The 20,535-nt window shown below is 38.3% G+C and carries 17 protein-coding genes; 14 read left to right on the plus strand and 3 right to left on the minus strand.

Going from position 1 to position 20,535, the window contains the following annotated elements:
- Positions 1 to 85: 85 nt before the first annotated feature.
- Entirely contained in the window at positions 86 to 1,720 is a 1,635-nt protein-coding gene (groL, locus tag EXE10_RS07775; RefSeq protein ID WP_068975447.1) for a chaperonin GroEL, read from the plus strand.
- 98 nt (positions 1,721 to 1,818) lie between these two features.
- Here groL and EXE10_RS07780 read toward each other — a convergent pair whose 3' ends face one another.
- Positions 1,819 to 2,589, minus strand: a complete 771-nt coding sequence (locus EXE10_RS07780) for an AraC family transcriptional regulator (RefSeq protein ID WP_130112964.1) — start codon at positions 2,587 to 2,589, stop codon at positions 1,819 to 1,821.
- Between the two features lie 178 nt (positions 2,590 to 2,767).
- On the opposite strand from EXE10_RS07780, the gene EXE10_RS07785 reads away from it, so the two are divergent.
- The 12 genes from EXE10_RS07785 (at position 2,768) to EXE10_RS07840 (ending at position 15,315) form a co-directional block, all read left to right on the plus strand.
- On the plus strand, positions 2,768 to 3,922 hold the full coding sequence (locus EXE10_RS07785; RefSeq protein WP_416346099.1) for an MFS transporter: 1,155 nt from the start codon (positions 2,768 to 2,770) through the stop codon (positions 3,920 to 3,922).
- 266 nt (positions 3,923 to 4,188) lie between these two features.
- Positions 4,189 to 5,361, plus strand: coding sequence for a helix-turn-helix transcriptional regulator (locus EXE10_RS07790; RefSeq protein ID WP_130112966.1), 1,173 nt, complete (start codon positions 4,189 to 4,191; stop codon positions 5,359 to 5,361).
- A 129-nt stretch (positions 5,362 to 5,490) separates the two neighbouring features.
- The gene (locus EXE10_RS07795) at positions 5,491 to 6,219 is read left to right on the plus strand and encodes a UTRA domain-containing protein (RefSeq protein WP_171478495.1); all 729 of its coding nucleotides are present in this window, start codon (positions 5,491 to 5,493) and stop codon (positions 6,217 to 6,219) included.
- A 104-nt stretch (positions 6,220 to 6,323) separates the two neighbouring features.
- Positions 6,324 to 7,367 carry a putative 2-aminoethylphosphonate ABC transporter substrate-binding protein gene (locus tag EXE10_RS07800; protein WP_130112968.1) on the plus strand — a complete coding sequence of 348 codons (1,044 nt, stop codon included), beginning with the start codon at positions 6,324 to 6,326 and terminating at the stop codon, positions 7,365 to 7,367.
- A gap of 81 nt (positions 7,368 to 7,448) precedes the next feature.
- Positions 7,449 to 8,672, plus strand: coding sequence for an ABC transporter ATP-binding protein (locus EXE10_RS07805; protein ID WP_130112969.1), 1,224 nt, complete (start codon positions 7,449 to 7,451; stop codon positions 8,670 to 8,672).
- Entirely contained in the window at positions 8,666 to 10,381 is a 1,716-nt protein-coding gene (locus tag EXE10_RS07810; protein ID WP_130112970.1) for a putative 2-aminoethylphosphonate ABC transporter permease subunit, read from the plus strand. Before EXE10_RS07805 ends, EXE10_RS07810 begins: the two co-directional genes overlap by 7 nt.
- A 126-nt stretch (positions 10,382 to 10,507) precedes the next feature.
- Positions 10,508 to 11,662 (plus strand): TIGR03364 family FAD-dependent oxidoreductase, encoded by a 1,155-nt coding sequence (locus EXE10_RS07815; RefSeq protein WP_130112971.1) that lies wholly within the window; start codon positions 10,508 to 10,510, stop codon positions 11,660 to 11,662.
- Positions 11,663 to 11,718: 56 nt separating this feature from the next.
- Positions 11,719 to 12,876, plus strand: a complete 1,158-nt coding sequence (gene phnW, locus EXE10_RS07820; protein WP_130112972.1) for a 2-aminoethylphosphonate--pyruvate transaminase — start codon at positions 11,719 to 11,721, stop codon at positions 12,874 to 12,876.
- 233 nt (positions 12,877 to 13,109) lie between these two features.
- Complete coding sequence (gene phnX, locus EXE10_RS07825; RefSeq protein ID WP_130112973.1) at positions 13,110 to 13,925, plus strand: phosphonoacetaldehyde hydrolase; 816 nt, start codon at positions 13,110 to 13,112, stop codon at positions 13,923 to 13,925.
- A 51-nt stretch (positions 13,926 to 13,976) separates the two neighbouring features.
- Positions 13,977 to 14,492: a hypothetical protein gene (locus tag EXE10_RS07830; protein WP_130112974.1), complete on the plus strand. Its 516-nt coding sequence runs from the start codon at positions 13,977 to 13,979 to the stop codon at positions 14,490 to 14,492.
- Positions 14,485 to 14,985, plus strand: a complete 501-nt coding sequence (locus tag EXE10_RS07835) for a hypothetical protein (protein ID WP_130112975.1) — start codon at positions 14,485 to 14,487, stop codon at positions 14,983 to 14,985. The genes EXE10_RS07830 and EXE10_RS07835 overlap by 8 nt, the downstream gene beginning before the upstream one ends.
- Before the next feature lie 126 nt (positions 14,986 to 15,111).
- Complete coding sequence (locus EXE10_RS07840; RefSeq protein WP_068975436.1) at positions 15,112 to 15,315, plus strand: hypothetical protein; 204 nt, start codon at positions 15,112 to 15,114, stop codon at positions 15,313 to 15,315.
- Positions 15,316 to 15,414: 99 nt separating this feature from the next.
- On the opposite strand, the gene EXE10_RS07845 is transcribed toward EXE10_RS07840, so the two are convergent.
- The gene (locus tag EXE10_RS07845) at positions 15,415 to 15,789 is read right to left on the minus strand and encodes a diacylglycerol kinase (protein ID WP_087553263.1); all 375 of its coding nucleotides are present in this window, start codon (positions 15,787 to 15,789) and stop codon (positions 15,415 to 15,417) included.
- Positions 15,790 to 15,943: 154 nt separating this feature from the next.
- Entirely contained in the window at positions 15,944 to 17,095 is a 1,152-nt protein-coding gene (locus tag EXE10_RS07850) for a glycerophosphodiester phosphodiesterase (RefSeq protein ID WP_130112976.1), read from the minus strand.
- A gap of 273 nt (positions 17,096 to 17,368) precedes the next feature.
- On the opposite strand from EXE10_RS07850, the gene EXE10_RS07855 reads away from it, so the two are divergent.
- Complete coding sequence (locus EXE10_RS07855) at positions 17,369 to 20,476, plus strand: multidrug efflux RND transporter permease subunit (RefSeq protein WP_130112977.1); 3,108 nt, start codon at positions 17,369 to 17,371, stop codon at positions 20,474 to 20,476.
- Positions 20,477 to 20,535 lie beyond the last annotated feature (59 nt).

Consider the following 20,535-nt stretch of genomic DNA (forward strand, 5'->3'; position numbering starts at 1 on the left):
TGATTCATTTTCAAATATAAAATTGAATAATCATCGTAAATATTGAAATCAGATTGTTAAAAATTAAAGAAAATTGGAGTTTAGCATGTCAGCTAAAGACGTAAAATTCGGTGATTCAGCGCGTTCAAAAATGATCGCGGGTGTAAACGTACTTGCAGATGCAGTTAAAGTGACTTTAGGCCCTAAAGGTCGTAACGTTGTTATTGACCGTTCTTTCGGTGCGCCACATATCACTAAAGATGGTGTGACTGTTGCAAAAGAAATTTCTCTAAAAGACAAATTCGAAAACATGGGCGCTCAATTGGTTCGTGAAGTTTCTTCAAAAACTAATGACATCGCGGGTGACGGTACAACGACTGCAACTGTACTTGCACAAGCAATCCTGAATGAAGGGATCAAATCTGTAACGGCAGGTATGAACCCAATGGATTTGAAACGTGGTATCGACTTAGCGGTTAAAGCTGTTGTTGAAAACATTAAAGCAACGGCTAAACCTGCTTCTGATACTAAAGCAATTGAACAAGTGGGTTCGATTTCTGCAAACTCTGATGAAACTGTAGGTAAACTCATTGCACAAGCAATGGAACGCGTGGGCAAAGAAGGCGTGATCACTGTTGAAGAAGGTTCAGGCTTTGAAGATGCGCTTGACGTGGTTGAAGGTATGCAGTTTGACCGTGGTTATATCAGCCCATACTTTGCGAACAAACAAGACACTTTAACAGCAGAACTTGAAAACCCATTCATTCTTCTTGTTGATAAAAAAGTAAGCAATATTCGTGAGTTAATCACTGTTCTTGAAGCTGTTGCAAAAACAGGTAAACCGCTTCTTATCATCGCTGAAGATGTTGAAGGCGAAGCGCTTGCTACTCTTGTCGTGAACAACATGCGCGGTATTATCAAAGTATGTGCAGTTAAAGCGCCTGGCTTTGGTGATCGTCGTAAAGCAATGCTTCAAGATATTGCAATCTTGACAGGTGCAACTGTGATTTCTGAAGAAGTAGGCATGTCACTTGAACAAGCTTCTCTTCAAGATTTAGGTACAGCGCATAAAATCACAGTTTCTAAAGAAAACACTGTGATTGTTGATGGTGCAGGTGATGCAAATCAAATTGCTGAACGTGTAACTCAAATTCGTGCACAAATCGAAGAATCAACTTCTGAATACGATAAAGAAAAACTTCAAGAACGTGTTGCTAAATTAGCAGGCGGTGTTGCAGTGATCAAAATCGGTGCTGCAACAGAAGTTGAAATGAAAGAGAAGAAAGACCGTGTTGACGATGCACTTCATGCAACGCGTGCTGCGGTTGAAGAAGGCGTAGTTGCAGGTGGTGGTGTTGCACTTGTACGTGCTGCGAAAGCACTTGATGGCGTTGTTGGCGCGAATGATGACCAAACTGTTGGTGTTAACATTCTACGTCGTGCGATCGAAGCTCCACTTCGTCAAATCGTATCTAACGCAGGTGACGAGCCTTCAGTTGTAATCAATGCTGTGAAAAATGGCGAAGGTAACTTCGGTTATAACGCGGCTACTTCACAATATGGCGACATGTTGGAAATGGGTATTCTTGATCCAGCGAAAGTAACTCGTTCTGCACTTGAGCATGCTGCATCTGTAGCAGGTTTAATGTTAACCACAGAATGTATGATTACTGATATTCCAGAAGACAAACCAGCAATGCCTGATATGGGCGGCATGGGTGGTATGGGCGGAATGATGTAATATCATCTCGATCTCAGATCATGAAAATCCTCGCATTATGCGGGGATTTTTTATGGCGTAAATTATGAGTTAATTTGAAAACATAATATTGAAATCACTCAATCCTTCCTGAAATGCTGTGGTGATTCACCCAAATACTTCTTAAACATCGCGCTAAAAGCACTGGAACTGTTATAACCTAAAGCAGAAGCAATTTTAGCAATAGATTCACCACGAGAAAGTTTCCCTAAAGCTAAGGCGATATACATTTGCTGAACCCAAGCCCGATAGTTTAACCCCGTTTCCTTTTGAAAAAGACGAATCAGAGTACGGCTACTTGTTCCAATATAGTCTGCCCAAAGATTTAAATCTTTGGGATTATCAGGAGTTTCCAGAAGGGCTTCACACATCTGAATTAAACGGGCATCTTTGGGCCATGGAATTACAATAGGAAAAGTCGAAGCTTGTTTAATCTCATTAAAAATCAACAACTGTAAAGCCTGTTCAATTTCATCAGTTTGTGTGCTTTCATGAATGTGAAAATTATCCAATTGATTAAAGCGCAACACCAATTCACGTAAAAGCTTGCTGATTCTTACGATAAAACATTGCTCGCCCAATGAATCAGCAGCTTTTTTATCAATTAAAACAGTGCTTAATTGTACTTCACTGAGAGATACCACACTGTGCTCAACTTGTGCAGGAATCCATAAAGCACATTGGGGTGGGACGATCCAAACATGATCATGGGTATACACTCGAATCGCGCCCTCAGATGCATATAACAATTGCGCACGGCTATGTGTATGTGGCGGAATAATGCTGCGATAAGCATGTTGAGAGCCAAGCCCAATCATAAGTTTATGAGAATATTCAATGTCTGGAATCATAAAGACCTCAAATCATAAGACCGTATAAGCTTTGTCACTTATTCGATGAATATTGGAACTTGCATGCATAAATGACAAATTAAAATAGCATACTCTTTAAAACTTTAGGGCGAAATTCATGCAAGCCTCTACTCAGTCCTCGATAAATCGCTTAGATGATCAAAATAAAAAGCAGACCATGGTGGTTTCAATTATTTGCGCTGTCGCATTTGCACATCTACTCAATGATTTGATCCAAGCATCTTTACCCGCAATTTACCCATTACTCAAAACAAATTTTTCTTTGAGTTTTACCCAAGTTGGGCTGATTTCATTGGTCTATCAAATTACAGCATCATTGTTACAACCTTGGATTGGTTTATATACAGATAAGCATCCTAAACCCTATTTATTACCAATGGGGATGGTTGTGACTTTGTTGGGGATTGGATTATTGGCAATTGCGCCGACATTTACAGTGGTATTGATTGCATCTGCTTTAATTGGAATCGGGTCTTCAACATTTCATCCTGAAGCATCTCGGGTCGCCAGGTTCGCTTCAGGCGGAAAGTTTGGTACAGCCCAATCTATTTTCCAAGTTGGCGGAAATTCAGGCTCGGCAATCGGTCCGTTATTGGCAGCCATTATCATTGTGCCGTATGGGCAAAATGCGATGGCATGGTTTATGATTTTTGCATTTATCGCCATTTGTATTCTATTTAAAGTCAGTCAGTGGTCAGTTCAATATGCTCAAAAAATTGTCAGCAGTGCTGCGTCCACAGCATACAAATTACATGGTAGAACTTTAATCCGTGCTTTGGTAGTAATGTCTGTATTGATTTTGGCGAAGTTTACTTATATTGCAAGCCTAAGTAATTATTATACTTTTTATTTAATTGATAAATTTCATGTTTCATTGCAACACGCACAATTGTATCTTTTTGCATTTTTAGCTGCTGTTGCAGTAGGTACTTTTGCAGGTGGACCGATTGGAGACAAAATTGGACGTAAAGCCGTTATTTGGATTTCATTTTTAGGTATGGTGCCTTTTGCTTTAATGCTTCCGTACGCCAACTTGTTTTGGACGATTGTTTTCGCAATGTTATCAGGATTAATCCTTTCATCTGCTTTTGCTGCCATGGTGGTCTATGCGCAAGAAGCTGTGCCTGGGCGTGTCGGAATGGTTGCGGGGATGATGTTTGGTTTAATGTTTGGAATCAGTGGAATCGCGGCTTCAGCACTGGGTGTTCTTGCAGACCAGTATGGTATTCAATGGGTATTTAAATTATGTGCATTTATCCCATTGCTTGGTTTAGCTACAGTTTTACTGCCTAAAACCAATGGAAAAAATTAAATTTTAAAAATACCAGACGGTCATCGTTAAATCTTGATCGTCTTGGTATTATTATTTATTTAAATATTTTTTATTATTTAATTTAAGTGTTTAATATCGAATATGATTTTTTAATTTTTAATGTTAATACTTTTACCAAAAAATAAAATAACTAAATTGTATGCTTTTTAATGGTATTTTTTATTTTAAAATGATTATAAATACAGTTGTATTTACATAAAAAATACAATAGATTGTGGCTATTAATACTTTATTATATTAATACAATGAATTTAATAGATATTTACCATAATGAGCTATGTGATTTAATTTGTAGAATATCGATTGATAAAGATGGATGGTTAAATTTTTCTAAACGATTGTTGGAAATTTTAGATGCCTCTTATGTTCATATTCAAGCAATCGATCTTCATTATAATACTGTGTCTTTTAGTAATGGTCATGGAACCTATCCAAAAGAATATTATGCAAGTACTGAATTAGATTATATACGCTACCCAATCGAAGATGATCCTCGTTGGGAAAAATTTTTGGATCCCAATAGAAAAGGTTGGTACCAATGTCATACGCATGTGAGTGAAGATTTTGTTCAAAGCTCAGATTTATATCAAAAAATTTTGCTTCCAGTTGGGCTTAGATATGTTGCTACACATGAACTGATTTGGAATGAAAAATTGTGTGTCTTTTTGAGTATCAGTACAACGACAGAACGAAAACCACTCAATCAAACAGAACTTGAGTTTTTAGATACTTTATTACCGCATTTAAAACGTGTTGTGATGTCTCAAAAAAACATATATGAGTTTTCTCATGATAATATTGTTGGCTATAATTTAATAGACTTGCTGAAGCAACCTATCATTTTATTAAATTTATCAGGGCATGTCGTACATTTAAATCAAAAGGCTAATTTTTTTCTGCAAAATAATAAGAACATAAAAATTGAAAATAATAAGTTGGTTTTGTCAGCATGTAGCCAAAATCAGTTTATAGATTATCTTTACCAAATTGAAAAGACTTTTCGATATAAACCAGAAGAGCTAGATCAATTTAAAAACTCCGTTTTTTTTACCAAAAATTCAAATATTCAGTTCGGAATTAATTTGTTAGTTTCTGAAAAGGAAAAGTCATTTTTTGGGATTCGCCCTCTAATTATGTTGAGCTTTACTGAAAATTTAATTTTAAAAGATGAAAATATTCAATCTAATAAAGTCAAGTATGTTTTAGAGCATGAAACTTTAAAGTATAAATATAAGCTTTCTAAAAGAGAGATTGAAGTTTGTGAGTGGTTTGTGAATGGTTTAAAGCTCGAGCAAATTTCAGTACAAATGAATATTACACTCAATTCGGTGCGGACATATTTTAAAAATATTTTCCATAAAATGGAATGTAATTCGCAAGTCGAATTGATGCAATTGTTGATGAATCTAACCACTTAATCATATTGCAGAACAGCAAATGAGAAGAAGATTGAAAAAGACTAACAAAGGAAAATAATAAGTATAAATGTCATCGCATCGACTTAATATTTGGGTATATTAGTAGAAATTTTCACAAAATAAATCAGTATGTCTGTCCAAGAAACATCTTCACGTGTTCCTAAATATATTGCGATTCGTGATGCCATTGCCCATGAGATCGAATCGGGGCAATGGAGTGCCAATACCAAACTTGCTTCAGAACGTGTGCTGATGGAGCAGTTTGCAACTACACGTGTTGCAGTGCGTGAAGCTTTGTTGGCTTTGGAAATGGATGGACTGATTTATCGTTTAGACCGCCGTGGTTGGTTTGTACGTGCACCACGTATTATTTACCGTCCACAATCAACCAAAAGTTTTAACCAATATGTAACGGAACAGGGCGGTGTACCAAGTACCGAATTGATTTCTGCGGAATTGGTACAAGCAACGGCCAGGGATGCAACACATTTAAAAGTGAATGTGGGCGATGACATTTATTCGATGTGGCGACGTCGTAGTATCAATGGTCGCCCTGCGGTAGTGGAACATTTACGGATTAATGCACGTTTATTTCCTGAGTTTTTAGAACAAAATTTAGAAGATTCAATCACGATTCTGATGGCGGAACATTATCAACGCCAATTAACCCGCGCGCATATCAGCCTCTATCCAACTGCTTTGTCGGAGCAGCAAGCCAAGGCTTTGCATGTCAATGTCGGCAGTATGGGCTTGTATATTTGTCGTACCAATTGTGATCAAAATGGAGTGATTACTGATGTTGACCAAGAATATTGGTTACATGATGTGCTTGATTTGCATTTTGAAGCGTCAGAATAAATCGTAAAAATAATTAATCTGGTTTAAACCAGATTAATTAAACTGTCACAAACTTTTGTTGAAATACAGCTTATCAAGAAGCAGCATTCGTTAGGAATGTCACCATGAGCCCGTATTTAAAACAGCAGCAAAAGAAACTCCTCGCAATTGGCACAAGTGTTGTATTGGCTTGCGTCAGTGCCGCATGTACCACATCTTCAACTTCAAATGATGTTGAACAAATCACGGTTTATACCGCCGTTGAAGCGGATCAACTCAAGCGTTATCAATGGGAATTACGCAAAGCGCATCCTGAATTAAAAGTAAAATGGGTGCGTGATTCAACAGGTGTGATCACCGCAAAATTATTAGCAGAACAAAAAAATCCACAAGCCGATGTGGTAATGGGCTTGGCGTTGACGAGTTTATTGGTCATGGAAAAAAATGACTTATTACAGCCATATCGTCCAAAAAATGTCGAACAATTGAAAACTGACTTTTATAGCCAAAAAGACATTCCGACATGGACAGGGATGACCGCTTGGGAGTCGGCTGTCTGTGTGAATAAAGTAGAACTTGAAAAGAAAAAATTACCGATCCCGCAAACATGGCAAGACCTGACTAAACCGATTTACAAAGGTTTAATCGTGATGCCAAATCCTGCATCGAGTGGCACGGGTTATTTGGATGTCACGGCTTGGATGCAGATTTTTGGTGAAAAGCAAGCTTGGCAATATATGCAAGCACTCGATCAAAACATTTCTCAATATGTCCATTCAGGTTCGAAGCCTTGCAAGATGGCAGCGCAAGGTGAAACGGTCATTGGCATTTCATTCGGTTATCCGGGTTTTAAACTCAAATCTCGTGGTGCACCTTTAGAAATTGTCTATCCGAAAGAAGGCTTAGGTTGGGAAATGGAAGCCTCGGCGATTGTCAAAGGCACCAAAAAACTTAGTAGTGCAGAAAAGTTTATTGATTGGACAGTCAGCCAAGCAGCCAATGAAGCTTATGCACAAAACTTCTCAATGGTGGCACATCAAAACGTACAGAGCAAAAATGCAGACTTCCCGAAAAATCTGTCACAACAGTTGGTGAAAAATGATTTTTATTGGGCAGCCGAACAACGTGAATCTATTTTAAAACAATGGTCAGCACAATTTGAAAAGTAATGAATCATTCAGAATTAACGATTTAAAACAAATGATTTTCAACAAGATATTCCAAATTAAGCATTAAAAATCAGGTGCAATATGCAAATTCCATCGCATTTACAAAATAGCAGGACAGGGCAAGTCATGCCAAACTCGGCAGGGCATCTGCTCTCAACCTTAAGAACATTTAAAATGGCAGAGTCGAAAACCGTACTCGAAGCGATTGATATTCAAAAATCATTTGGTTCAAGTCGGGTATTGGAACACATCAATCTCGACCTCAAAGCAGGTGAGTTTGTGAGTTTTTTAGGGCCATCGGGCTGTGGAAAAACCACTTTGCTACGCATCATTGCAGGGCTTGAACAGCCTGATTATGGCAAGGTGATTAAGCAAGAAATTGATATTACTCATTTCAATACAGCAAAACGTAAATGTGGCATCGTGTTTCAAAACTATGCGCTATTTCCAAATTTAACTGTGGCGGAAAATATCGCATTTGGTTTGCATAAGAAAGATTGGACAGCACAGGAGATTCAATATCGTGTGAATGAATTATTGCACCTGATAGAATTGCCGAACATTGCAGAAAAATATCCCAATCAATTGTCAGGTGGTCAGCAACAGCGTGTGGCTTTAGCCCGCGCCATTGCGCCAAATCCTGATATTTTACTTTTGGATGAGCCATTATCCGCTTTGGATGCGTTGGTGCGTTTAAATCTGCGTCAGAAAATTCGCAATATTCAACGCCAATTGAATCTGCCTGCGATCATGGTCACGCATGATCAGGAAGAAGCGTTGAGCATTTCTGATCGTGTTGCGGTGATGAATAAAGGCGTGATTGAGCAACTCGATACGCCACATAATATTTATTACAAACCGCAAACCCGTTTCGTGGCGCAGTTTATTGGTTCGATGAATTTTATGCAGGCGGTGGCTGTCGATGCACATCATTTGAAAATGGATGAGCAATCACAGATTGAATTTCCGCATTTAACATTTGCCAAAGATGAACATTTTGAAATCGCTTTTCGCCCTGAAAATGTCAAACTTGTGACTGAAAATCAACTATCGAATGAATATTTAAATTTAGCCGTGCGTATAGTCAATACTGAGTTTTTGGGTGCAAAGCGTCGTTTATTTTGTGTGATTAAAAATCAAAATGCATCAGATGGCAGTGTTTCGGATGGCAATGTTTCAGATGAGCATGTTTTACAAGTCGATGTCGATCATCAACAGATGACGATTGTACAAGATGACATGGTTTTACAAGTGCCAATTCGTGCTTTACATGTATTTGATGCACGAGGGCGTGCGAGATGTTAAATCAGCCTGCCGCAGATGCCTTATTAAAAACGCAGACAGCGCATCGTTTCCGTTATTCATTGCGTTCAAGTGCGGTGTTGTTTGTCGCAGCGATTCTATTAACTTTGAGTTTAATCGCACCTTTAATGGTGTTGATGCAAAGCGCATTTTTAAATGAACAGCATCAATTTGTCGGTTTTGAAAATTTTGCTGCATATTTCTCTAATCCTGCTTTGATCTCTTCCATTTTCAATTCGATGTGGATTGCGATCACGGCAATGTTGATCACAGTCAGTTTGGCAAGTGTTTATGCTTTTGCATTGACCAATTGCAATATTCGAGGCAAAGCCTTCTTTAAAACGGTGGCATTTTTACCGATTCTTGCACCTTCGATATTGCCCTCATTAGCATTGGTCTATTTGTTCGGTCAGCAAGGCGTGTTCAAGGGCATCATGGGTGAGGTGCAGATTTATGGACCGCTCGGCATTCTGATCAGTTATTGCTTTTGGCTGTTTCCTGCCATGGTCATGTTAATGATGGGTGCATTTCGTCATATAGATCAACGCTTGATAGAAGCTTCACATGCCTTAGGAAAAAATACTTTAGAAACCCATTGGGCGGTGACTTTTCCTGCGATTCGCTACGGTTTAGTCAGTGCCTGTTTGGTGGCATTTACCTATGTCATTACCGATTTCGGGATTCCCAAAGTGATCGGTGGCTCATTCAATATGATGGCATTGGATGTGTATAAGCAGATCATTGGTCAGCAAGATATGAATATGGGCGCTGTGATTTCGATCTTGTTGCTATGTCCTGCGGTGTTGGCATTCATCTTTGATCGTTATCAAAGTCGTCGTCAGGAACGTTATCAAAATTTCCAAATTCAGCCTTATCGTCTACGTGCCAATCCTCGTATTGAAAAAGCCTTAACCGTATTTTGTGGTGTAATTTCAGGTGGTATTTTACTGATCATCATCACTGCGATTCTTGCCTCATTCATTCGCTATTGGCCTTATGATTTGTCACTGACCTTCAATCATTATCGCTTTGATTATGTCGATGGTGGCGGTTGGGCAAGCTATTTTAACTCGATCAAATTAGCATTATTCAGCACTGTTTTTGGTACGATTTTAATCTTCATTATTGCCTTATTCAGCGCACGTTTTAAAGCACATCCTTTGCTGAAAAATTATGTACAAGTCTTGGTATTATTGCCTTTGGCTGTGCCGGGATTGGTGTTGGGTATTGCCTATATCTTGTTCTTCAATGCACCGCAAAATCCAATGTCTTTGCTGTACGGGACGATGACGCTGTTGGTGATTTCGACCATTATCCATTATTACACTGTGCCACATATGACGCTGACCCATGCGATTCAGCAGATCCCGAATCAACTTGATCATGCAGCACAAAGTTTGGGGACTTCACATTGGACCATGTTTCGCAAAGTTTATTTACCTTTGACCTTTCCTGCGCTGTGTGATGTGTCGGTGTATTTATTTGTCAATGCCATGACCACGGTTTCCGCTGCGATTTTCCTTTACTCACCTGATACCAATTTGGCTTCGGTGGCAGTGCTGAATATGGATGATGCAGGCGATACCGTGGCTGCGGTTGCCATGAGTATTTTGATTTTACTGACATCATGTGCCGTCAAGTTGCTGCATTGGTTGCTGACTCGAAAAATGATGGCATCGACGCAACGATGGCGTGAGCAGACCCATTCATAAACCATTGATAACAGATTGATTATTCAACATTAACTTTTAAATTTTTAAACCATTTGAATTAAACGCTTGTTTTCAGGCGCTCGGGATTTTGCATCCTGAAAAAAGTAAATAAGGTGGGAACGTGGCATGAATACAGCAGAATTTGACTTAATCATTGTCGGTGCAGGGATTTTAGGATTATCCGCAGCAATCCAAGCAGCAGAGCAAGGATTAAAAGTGCAAGTCTTTGAAAAAGATGAACAAGCTGTCGGTGCAACGCGCCGTAACTTTGGCATGGTTGGAACATCAACGCTCAGCCGTCCTGATGCGAAATGGCGTGAATATGCCTTGGCAACCCGTGAATTTTATCAACGAATTCAAGCACACACCGATATTTCATTTCAACAGCGTAATGGCTTGTATGTGGCAAATACAGAACTTGAATGGCAAGTGTTAAACGAGTTTGCTCAAGCTGCACCTGATTATCAGATTCCTGTATCTTTATTATCAAAATCACAACTATTTGATCAATATGATTATTTAACCCCTGAAGCGGCACTTCGTGGTGGCATGGTATTCCATGAAGATTATTCCGTTGAGCCACATTTAATCGGTCAGCGTTTATTGCAATATGCTGAAAAAATTGGCGTGGAAATTCAGTGCAATGCATGCGTCGTACAGACACAGTCGAACCAAGACATGGCGTGTATTCACTTAGCTACAGGGCAAACCTTTACGGCAAATAAGGTTCTGATTTGTCATGGTGAAGTGACGCAATTGCTCTATCCCGATCTCTTACAACAAAAAGGCTTACTGCGTTGTGCCTTACAAATGGCACTGACTAAACCGCTAAAGGTAAATCTTAATGCATCAATTTATTCAGGCTTGTCGATCTCTCGTTATCCTGCTTTTGAAATTTGCCCAAGCCACCAAGACTTACGCAACGAATCACAAATCGGTTTTGTTGAAAAATACGGCATCCATATTCTGATTAAACAAAATCAATTTGGACAAATTATTTTGGGCGATAGCCATGAATATTATCCAATTGAAGATGTACCACAATTTAATCAACGTGAAGAAATCAACCAATTCATTTTGCAATATTGCAAAGAAAACATCGGCTTGCAACTCCCTGAAATTGAAGCTCGTTGGAATGGTTATTACCTGACCCATCCAACTGAATTAGCATGCGTAACGGAAGCCGAACGCAATATTTTCCTTGTCAGTGCAATTGCAGGAAAGGGCATGACCACGGGTGCAGGTTTTATGAAAGAAATGTTAGAAAATTATATTTTGTAATCTGGTTTAAACCAGATTGATTTATACTGTACGAAATTGGATAAAGGTTAGGCGAAATGAACGCAAAAATTGAACTTGAAAATGAAATTGCAAACCAAGCTACACAGGAACTTGAGAATAAATACTTATTGCTGACACCGGGACCCTTGTCGACTTCGATAACTGTGCGCCGTGTGATGCAACGTGATTGGTGTACGTGGGACAAAGAATATAATGCCTTAGTTCAGGATATTCGTAGTCGTTTGGTGGCTATGGCGACAGCACAACCTGAGCAATATAGTGCGGTGTTGATGCAAGGTAGTGGCAGTTTTTCTGTTGAATCCGTCTTAGGTTCTGCGATTCCCAAAGATGGCAAAATTTTAATCATCAATAACGGTGCTTATGGTGCGCGCATGGTGCAAATGGCACGTTGCCTGAACATTGATGTGGTGGAATTACGCTATCCTGAAATGCAAATTCCTCAACTCGCAGATATTGAAAAAGCGCTTGAAGATGAAAGCATTAGTCATGTGTCGTGTGTGCATTGTGAAACCACCACAGGTTTATTGAATCCGATTCAAGAGATTGGACGCATTGTCAAAGCGAAAAATAAAGTATGGATTGTCGATGCAATGAGTTCTTTTGGTGGTGTGCCAATGGACATTGCAGAATTAGACATTGATTTCCTGATTTCAAGTGCAAATAAATGCATTCAAGGCGTACCGGGTTTTGGTTTTATTTTGGCAAAACGAGAGCAATTACAGGCATGCAAGGGTTTGGCACGTTCAGTCAGTTTAGATCTATACGACCAATGGAACACCATGGAACAGCAGGATGGTAAATGGCGTTTTACTTCGCCAACCCATGTGGTACGTGCATTTTATCAAGCCTTGCTCGAGTTGGAACAAGAGGGCGGTGTCACGGCTCGTTATCAGCGTTATTTGAATAATCAGCAACGCCTAGCGACAGGCATGCAAGCATTTGGTTTTGAAATGGTTCTAGATCAAAACACACCACAATCTCCAATTATCACCACATTCCTTTATCCAAATGAAGCCGATTTTAGCTTCCAAGCTTTGTATGAAAATCTGAAAAAAGCAGGTTTCGTGATCTATCCCGGCAAAGTCACCGATTTGAATTGCTTCCGTATTGGCAATATCGGTGAGGTTTATTTGGATGATATTGAACGACTTTTAACAGCGATTGAGCAATATCGAAATCTCCCCCTTGCGTAGCCTTAGCTACTCATCTTTAAAAAAGAGGGGAACGACCTGTTACTAAAATAATTTTAGTAATAGAAACTCCCTCCTTTTTCAAAGGAGGGTTGGGAGGATTTAAAAACTACCTATGGAACGAAATTGATTTCTTATCCCTGACTCATATATGACGCAAGGGAAAGGACTTCACGCATTGATTTTTATTGATACAAGATAGCTTTTCAAACTTTAAAACCTAATAGGACAAATTTATGAACACTTCACATTCAGCATTACAAGCAGTTGTTTTCGATTGGGCAGGTACAACAGTAGACTTTGGTTCACGTGCACCAATTTTGGCATTCATGGCGCTATTTGCAGATAACAAAGTTGCAATTTCAATTGAAGAAGCACGTGCGCCAATGGGTTTAGAAAAACGTGATCACATCGCAGCTGTGTTAAAAATGCCACGTGTTGCAGAAGCATGGAAACAAGCACATGGTGCGGAAGTGGCTGTTGCAGACATTGACCGTTTGTATCAAGACTTTATTCCGTATCAATTAAAAACCATTCCAACCTGTTCGAAGTTGATTCCGGGTGCATTAGAGGCATTTGCAGATATTCGTGCGCGCGGTGCGAAAATTGGTAGTAATACAGGTTATGCGTCGATGATGATTGGTCAATTGGTACAAGATGCGGCAGATCAAGGTTATGTACCAGACTGCATTATCACCGCAAGTGATGTGAAACATGGTCGCCCATATCCTGAAATGTTGTGGAAAAACTTGATTGAACTGGATGTGTTAGATATTAAAACTGTGGTGAAAGTCGATGACACGGTGGTTGGTATTGAAGAAGGTTTAAATGGTGGTTGTTGGACAGTGGGCTTGGCTGTGAGTGGTAATGAAGTCGGTTTAAGCTTTGAAGAATGGTCTGCACTTTCTGCAACTGAGCAAGCTCGTTTAAAAGAAAAAGCCTATGCAAAAATGAATGCTTCAGGCGCACATTATGTGATTGATAGTATTGCTGATCTGCCTGCAGTTTTGGATGCGATAGAACAGCGTTTGGCGAATGGCGAAAATCCTTAATTGGAGTGAACATTCTATTTGTGAACACCAGTCCCTGCGGCTGGTGTTTTTGTGCTGAAAAATAAAATCATTTCTGATAATGTAATTATGTTGCTTGAAAATGATAAATCTATGAAAAAAATTATAATTAGCTTGAGTTTGTGTTTAGTTGGATGTAGCGAAACAAACTATGAATCAAATCGATTTTATCAGGAGGCTCGTGCGATTTTCCAAGATTATCCTTATAAAATTGTATATGGACAAACAAATACAGAATCGATCTTACTCAATTTGGAAATTGATAAAAAAGATATAACGATTGCAGACTTAAATCAGTTAAAACAAAAGATCGTGCAGCGCGGATGGGACTATAATTATGATTTAGATGATTATTATTGGTCTTATTGTTCTGATACTAGCCATGATGCAATCCAAATTTATTATCCAAATGAAAAAGTCGTTAAAGATAGAAATGGTGATTATTTTAGCGGGAGTTTAAACCCAAATGTCGTACATATTTGGATGACAAATTATAAGTCAGATGATCACCATCAAGAAACAACTGAATGTAAGGCAGCACATGGTTAAGTTTTTAAGTATCATTATATTGTTAAGTCTTCTCACAGGGTGCGTGAGGAATAATAAATTATACGGCTTAAATTTAGATCAGCTACAACAGTATGTTGATACACCAGAACAAAAATATTTTCAGTCTTTTCAATATATTTTTAGGAATTACGATCTAACGCTTTATGAAATTTTGTCGATACGTGCAGATAAATATTATTATTTGCTATCCAAAGAAAATGCATTTAATCAAGCAGTTTATGATCATGAAATAAAACCAAATTTACTTAAGCATGGTTGGGTTTTAATTGAACAGAATCCTTATGGGGAACTCTATTGTGATAAAAATAATCATGCGCTAGGAATTACTTTTCCTGTCGAAGATCAGCATTTGGATGGAAAAAACACTGGGTTCTATACATATCAATTCTACAAAAAAGTAGCGATAACCTTTGATTTTAATCCATATAAAAACGGAAGAGTATGTATTGAAAAATCTTTTGAAGTTAGATAAGTCTTATTTAAATTGACCATTTCAATCGGTATTTTTTATATAAATCTTTGAATCATGATGACTTTATAAGCAATTTTGAAATTAAGATGTATACTCGATCTATATTAAAAGTATTTGGGGTTAAAAATGTCTTCAAAATTTGTGATTCGTTTTGCCTGCGTTTTATTGGCGATCTTATTGGTTGTCGGTTTGGGGATACATTTCATGGTTGCACCAGAATTGACTACGATGATTTGGATTTTCACAGTACCATTGATTTTGGCTGTACCAATTTTACTTTCAGTGGTCTTGGCAACGGATGATGAGCTTCAGATTCCTGCACATAAATAATGTGAAGATTTAAATCAAGAGCCGTCAGATGACGGCTTTTTTGATGTTGCATGAAGCATATACTTGATTGAATAGAAATATTGCTTATATAAAATATCTTTATTTAAAAAGAATAATTACCCAAGTAAAGAAGATAATGGCTTGAGCTACAAATTGCGCAGCACTTCCCATATCTTTGGCATTTTTAGAAAGGGGATGGCGTTCTAGAGAAACACGATCGACCACAGCTTCAAGTGCAGAATTAAATAATTCAACAATAATTGCCAATAAACAAACACCAATCATCAACGCTTGTTCAACATTGTTGATGTCTAAGAAAAATGTAATGGGAATTAAAATGACGTTAATTAAAACAATTTGGCGAAAAGCGGCTTCATTTTGAAAAGCAGCTTTAAAACCTGCTAAAGAATATCCCGTCGCATTCAGGATACGTTTAAAACCTGTCGTACCTTTAAAAGGAGAATAGTCACTCATAAAATCAAAGCTTTCAAATTTTTGAACAAGTGTACTATTTTAAGCTTAAAGGGACATTAACTTATTATGAATAACACCCAAAATTTAGAATAAATAAAGCAAGCTTTAGCTAGAGGGCTATAGCTTGCTTTATAAATTTGCGCAGAATAAAGATTTATTTTACAGCAGGATTTGCCTTTAAATAAGCATCTAAACTTTTGCGACCGAGTGCTGGATCATCAGTAAACACACCGTCAACGCCAGCTTTAAAGAACATTTCAAACTCTTTGCTTGCACCAGTTTCGCAACGTTTTGAGGCATCTGTTGTTGCAGTGCTACATTTTAAATTATCTGCCAAAAAGTTATTTTCAGGGCGGAAAGTATATGGGTGTACTTTCAAATTTACAGCATGAGCATTGCTGACAAATGTGGAAGGAGCAGTATAAGTATCATTAAAAATATAGGGTTTCCAAGGACCTACACCATTGGCATATTGAGCAACATTTTTTAAACCATCAGCGGTAGCCATGTCGCCATAGGTGGTTTTAATGCCTTGCGCAACATAATCGGCAGGGCTTAGGTTTTTTTCATCATAAAGTTGAATAATTTTGGCATTTTTCAAAGATTTATGTAGAGCTAATTGATCTTTAAAATATTTGAGATTGCTCACTTCAAATGATTGTAAATAGATAGGAGCAATGTCTCTGGTATATTTATATTTGGCTAAAGTTTTGAGTACGGGATCTTCTAAGCTTAAATTGATTTTCTGGAAATAGGTTGGGTGCTTTGTTTCTATATATAAACCGATCACTTTCCCTGTTTTTTGATAATGTTTATCTGCCAGTTCAATAATTTGTTCTAAAGTCGGAATCGAAAATTTATCATTATACTGTGTATTTTCAGGACGTAATGCAGGAATACGCTCACGGGCTTTGATTTGATTCAGCTCGCTTAAAGTAAAATCTTCGGTAAACCATCCTGTTAACGTTGCACCATCAATAATTTTAGTCTTTTTACGATCTGCAAATTGGCTCAGTGTGCTGACATTGGTGGTACCACTGATTTCATTCTCATGACGTGCAACTAAAAATCCATCTTTGGTCGAAACAAGATCTGGTTCTATGAAGTCTGCGCCGTCATCTATGGCTTTTTGATAGCTTTCTAAAGTATGTTCAGGACGCAATGCGCTTGCACCACGATGTCCGACAATGATGATTTTAGGTTCTTTATATTCATTTTTTGTCGATGTCGAAAAATCATCATTATCATCATTACAAGCGGTGAATAAGGTCGCAAGACTGGTGATGAGCAAGGTTCTTTTTAGCATATTTTTCTCAAATTATTGTGTCGTTATGAAGATCAATATGAATATGAAAGTTGACATTTAGATGACAGCTTGATGAAAAATTAGCAGTGCTTATACGTGTGTAGCGCTTTAAATTTTGAACAAACTTCATAATTTCTTCATAATTAAATGAATAATTCAGTTTTCTGTTATTTTTTCTTGAGTTTTTAGCTTAAGTCACACAAGATCAATATAAAAGGAATGTAATACTTAGTCCGACATTTTCCTCATTTACTTGACACAGAACCTAGTCTGATGCTCTCAAAATTTTTTATTCAACGTCCTATCTTTGCATGTGTACTTGCTATTATCGTGATGGCATTGGGTATTTTCTCTGTGCTGAATTTACCTGTAGAACGATATCCAGATATTGCACCACCACGAATTTCTATTTCTACCACCTATTCAGGGGCAGATGCTGAAACGGTGGAGGAGAGTGTAACGCAGGTTTTAGAACAACAAATTAAGGGTTTGGATAATTTATTGTATTTCAGTTCGAGTAGCGATTCTTCAGGTCGTGCTCGAATCAGTGTAAGTTTTGAAAATGGGACAGATCCTGATACAGCACAGGTACAAGTCCAAAATAGTATTAATGGTGTACTTAATCGTTTGCCCGATGATGTGCAACGCCAAGGTGTGACCGTGAGTAAATCATTAGGTGATACCTTTATGGTGGTCGGCCTATATGATGAAACAGGTAAAAGTAACAATATTCAACTGGGTGATTATTTAGCAGATCATATTGAACAAGAATTGTCACGAATCGAGGGGGTGGGTGAAGTTGATGTTTTCGGTTCTCAATATGCAATGCGTATATGGCTAAATCCAAACCTACTTCGACAATATCAATTGATGCCAAGTGATATTCGAGCAGCAATTGAGGCACAAAATACGCAAGTTGCTGCAGGAGGAATTGGGGATTTACCTGTTGCTTCTGATCAATACTTAAATGCGAAAGTTACCGCAGGTTCTCGTCTTAGAACTGTAGATGAATTTAAAAATATTATTGTCAAATCCAACATTGATGGTAGTTATGTCTACCTCAAAGATGTCGCTCGAATTGAATTGGGCGCAGAAAATTATCAATCATTTAACACCATTAATGGCTATCCATCCTCGGGTATGGGGATTTCGTTGTCTTCGGGGGCAAATGCTTTAGCAACATCAGCATTGATTAAGGCTGAATTGGCAAAGGTTTCTGAAAAATTACCCCAAGGTTATAAGATCGTTTATCCACGGGATAACACGCCATTTGTTCAAGAGTCGATAAAAGAAGTTGTTAAAACCTTATTTGAAGCCATCGCCTTGGTGGTTTTGGTCATGTTCGTGTTTTTACAAAGTTGGCGAGCAACACTGATTCCAACAATCACTGTACCCATCGTGATTCTCGGAACATTCGCCGTATTGTATGTTTTGGGTATGAGTGTGAATACCCTAACGTTATTTGCACTGGTTCTAGCGATTGGTTTATTGGTCGATGATGCGATTGTCGTGGTAGAAAATGTCGAACGACTGATGCATGAACAAGGTTTGACAGCCAAACAAGCTTCAATTGAATCTATGCAAGAAATGACCGGTGCATTGATTGGGATAACCGTGGTATTAACTGCAGTTTTTATTCCGATGGCTTTTTTTGGTGGTTCTACAGGCGTGATTTATCGTCAATTCTCCATCACTTTAGTGGCAGCAATGATGCTGTCTTTATTCGTAGCTTTGATTTTAACGCCTGCCTTGTGCGCCATTATTTTAAAACCGAATCCTAAGCCGATGCGCTGGGCGATTTGGTTTAACAGCAAACTCGATAATTTGAAGCAATCTTATATTGGTTTGATTCAAAAAACTTTAAATTTAAAGTGGGTCATTCTCACTATTTTCATGGGTTTAATTGCAATATTTGCATTGATTTATCGTACATTGCCAACCAGTTTTATTCCGAGTGAAGACCAAGGCATGTTGAGTGTGCAGTTCCGTTTAGCGGATGGCGCGCCGATGTCGAGTAGCCAAGTAATTGGTGAAAATATTCGTAAATATTTCTTAGAAAAAGAAAAGCAAAATGTTGATATTGTTTTGATTCGCTATGGTCGAAATTTCTCAGGCACTGGGCAAAATTTAGGGACTGGTTTTGTGGCATTAAAGCATTGGGATGCGCGTGATGATGCCGAAAATTCAGCACAAGCGATTCGTGAACGTGCTATTCAATATTTTAATAAGGAAACCAATGCCAGAATTACCGTAAGTTTACCTTCTTCTGTGAGTGGTCTAGGGGATACTAATAGCTTAGAGTTTTGGTTGCAGGATATAAATGGTCAAGGTCGTAAATATTTGGATCAACAATTTTCTACACTCCAAGAAAGTGCCAAGCAATTTAGTCATTTTGAAAATTTAGATAAAAAATCAAATCCAGATAAGTCGAAGCTGAAAATTCATGTAGATCAAAAGCTTGCTCTAGCAAATGGTTTAACTCAAACGGCGATTAACAATACCCTATCTACAGCATGGGGGGGGAGTTATGTGAATGACTTTATTGATCGTGGTCGAATTAAACGGGTCATGATGCAAGGTGATGCAGAATTTCGTTCTAAACCTGAAGATTTACAATTTTGGACGGTTCGAAATGCGCAGAATCAAATGATACCTTTCAGTAATTTTGCAACGATCGGATGGGAAGGCGGACCAGATGTGGTTAACCGTTTTCAAGGCTATACCGCTTTGCAAATGCAAGCAGATACAGTGAAGGGCGCGAGTTCTGGCACAGCGATGAAAGACATTGAAAATATGGTGAGCCAACAAGAGGGTTTGGATGTTGCATGGAGTGGTTTGTCATTTGAAGAACAAAAATCCAGTGGTCAGACTTGGTTACTTTATCTCGTATCTATTGGTTTTATATTCTTATGTTTAGCTGCATTATATGAAAGTTGGTCGATTCCAACTGCCGTGATTGCTGCAATTCCTTTAGGTATCGGTGGAAATATTATTTTTAGTAAATTGACTGGTTTTCCAAACGATATTTATTTCCAAATCGCGCTCTTAACCACCATCGGTTTGTCATGTAAAAATGCAATATTAATTGTTGAATTTGCTGCATTGGCACAAGAAAAAGGTATGACGGCGATTCAAGCAGCGATTGATGGTGCAGGGCTACGTTTACGTCCAATTCTGATGACTTCTTTGGCATTTGGTGCGGGTGTGATTCCACTTGTATTCGCATTTGGTGCAGGTGCTGCCAGTCGTCAAGAAATTGGTGTGAGTGTGCTTGGTGGGGTGATCTTTGGTACGGTATTGGTCTTATTATTTATTCCTTTTATGTATGTGCTGATTCGTTCTATTTTTAAATCTAAACAGGCATCCAGTGAAGTTGAATGAAGCACTTTGGAATAATAGGGTTTTAAAATGTCTGTTCGACAGTACAATAGCGGACAGAC

This window comes from Acinetobacter sp. WCHAc060033 (genome assembly GCF_004209125.1).
In the GTDB taxonomy this organism is placed as follows: domain Bacteria; phylum Pseudomonadota; class Gammaproteobacteria; order Pseudomonadales; family Moraxellaceae; genus Acinetobacter; species Acinetobacter wuhouensis.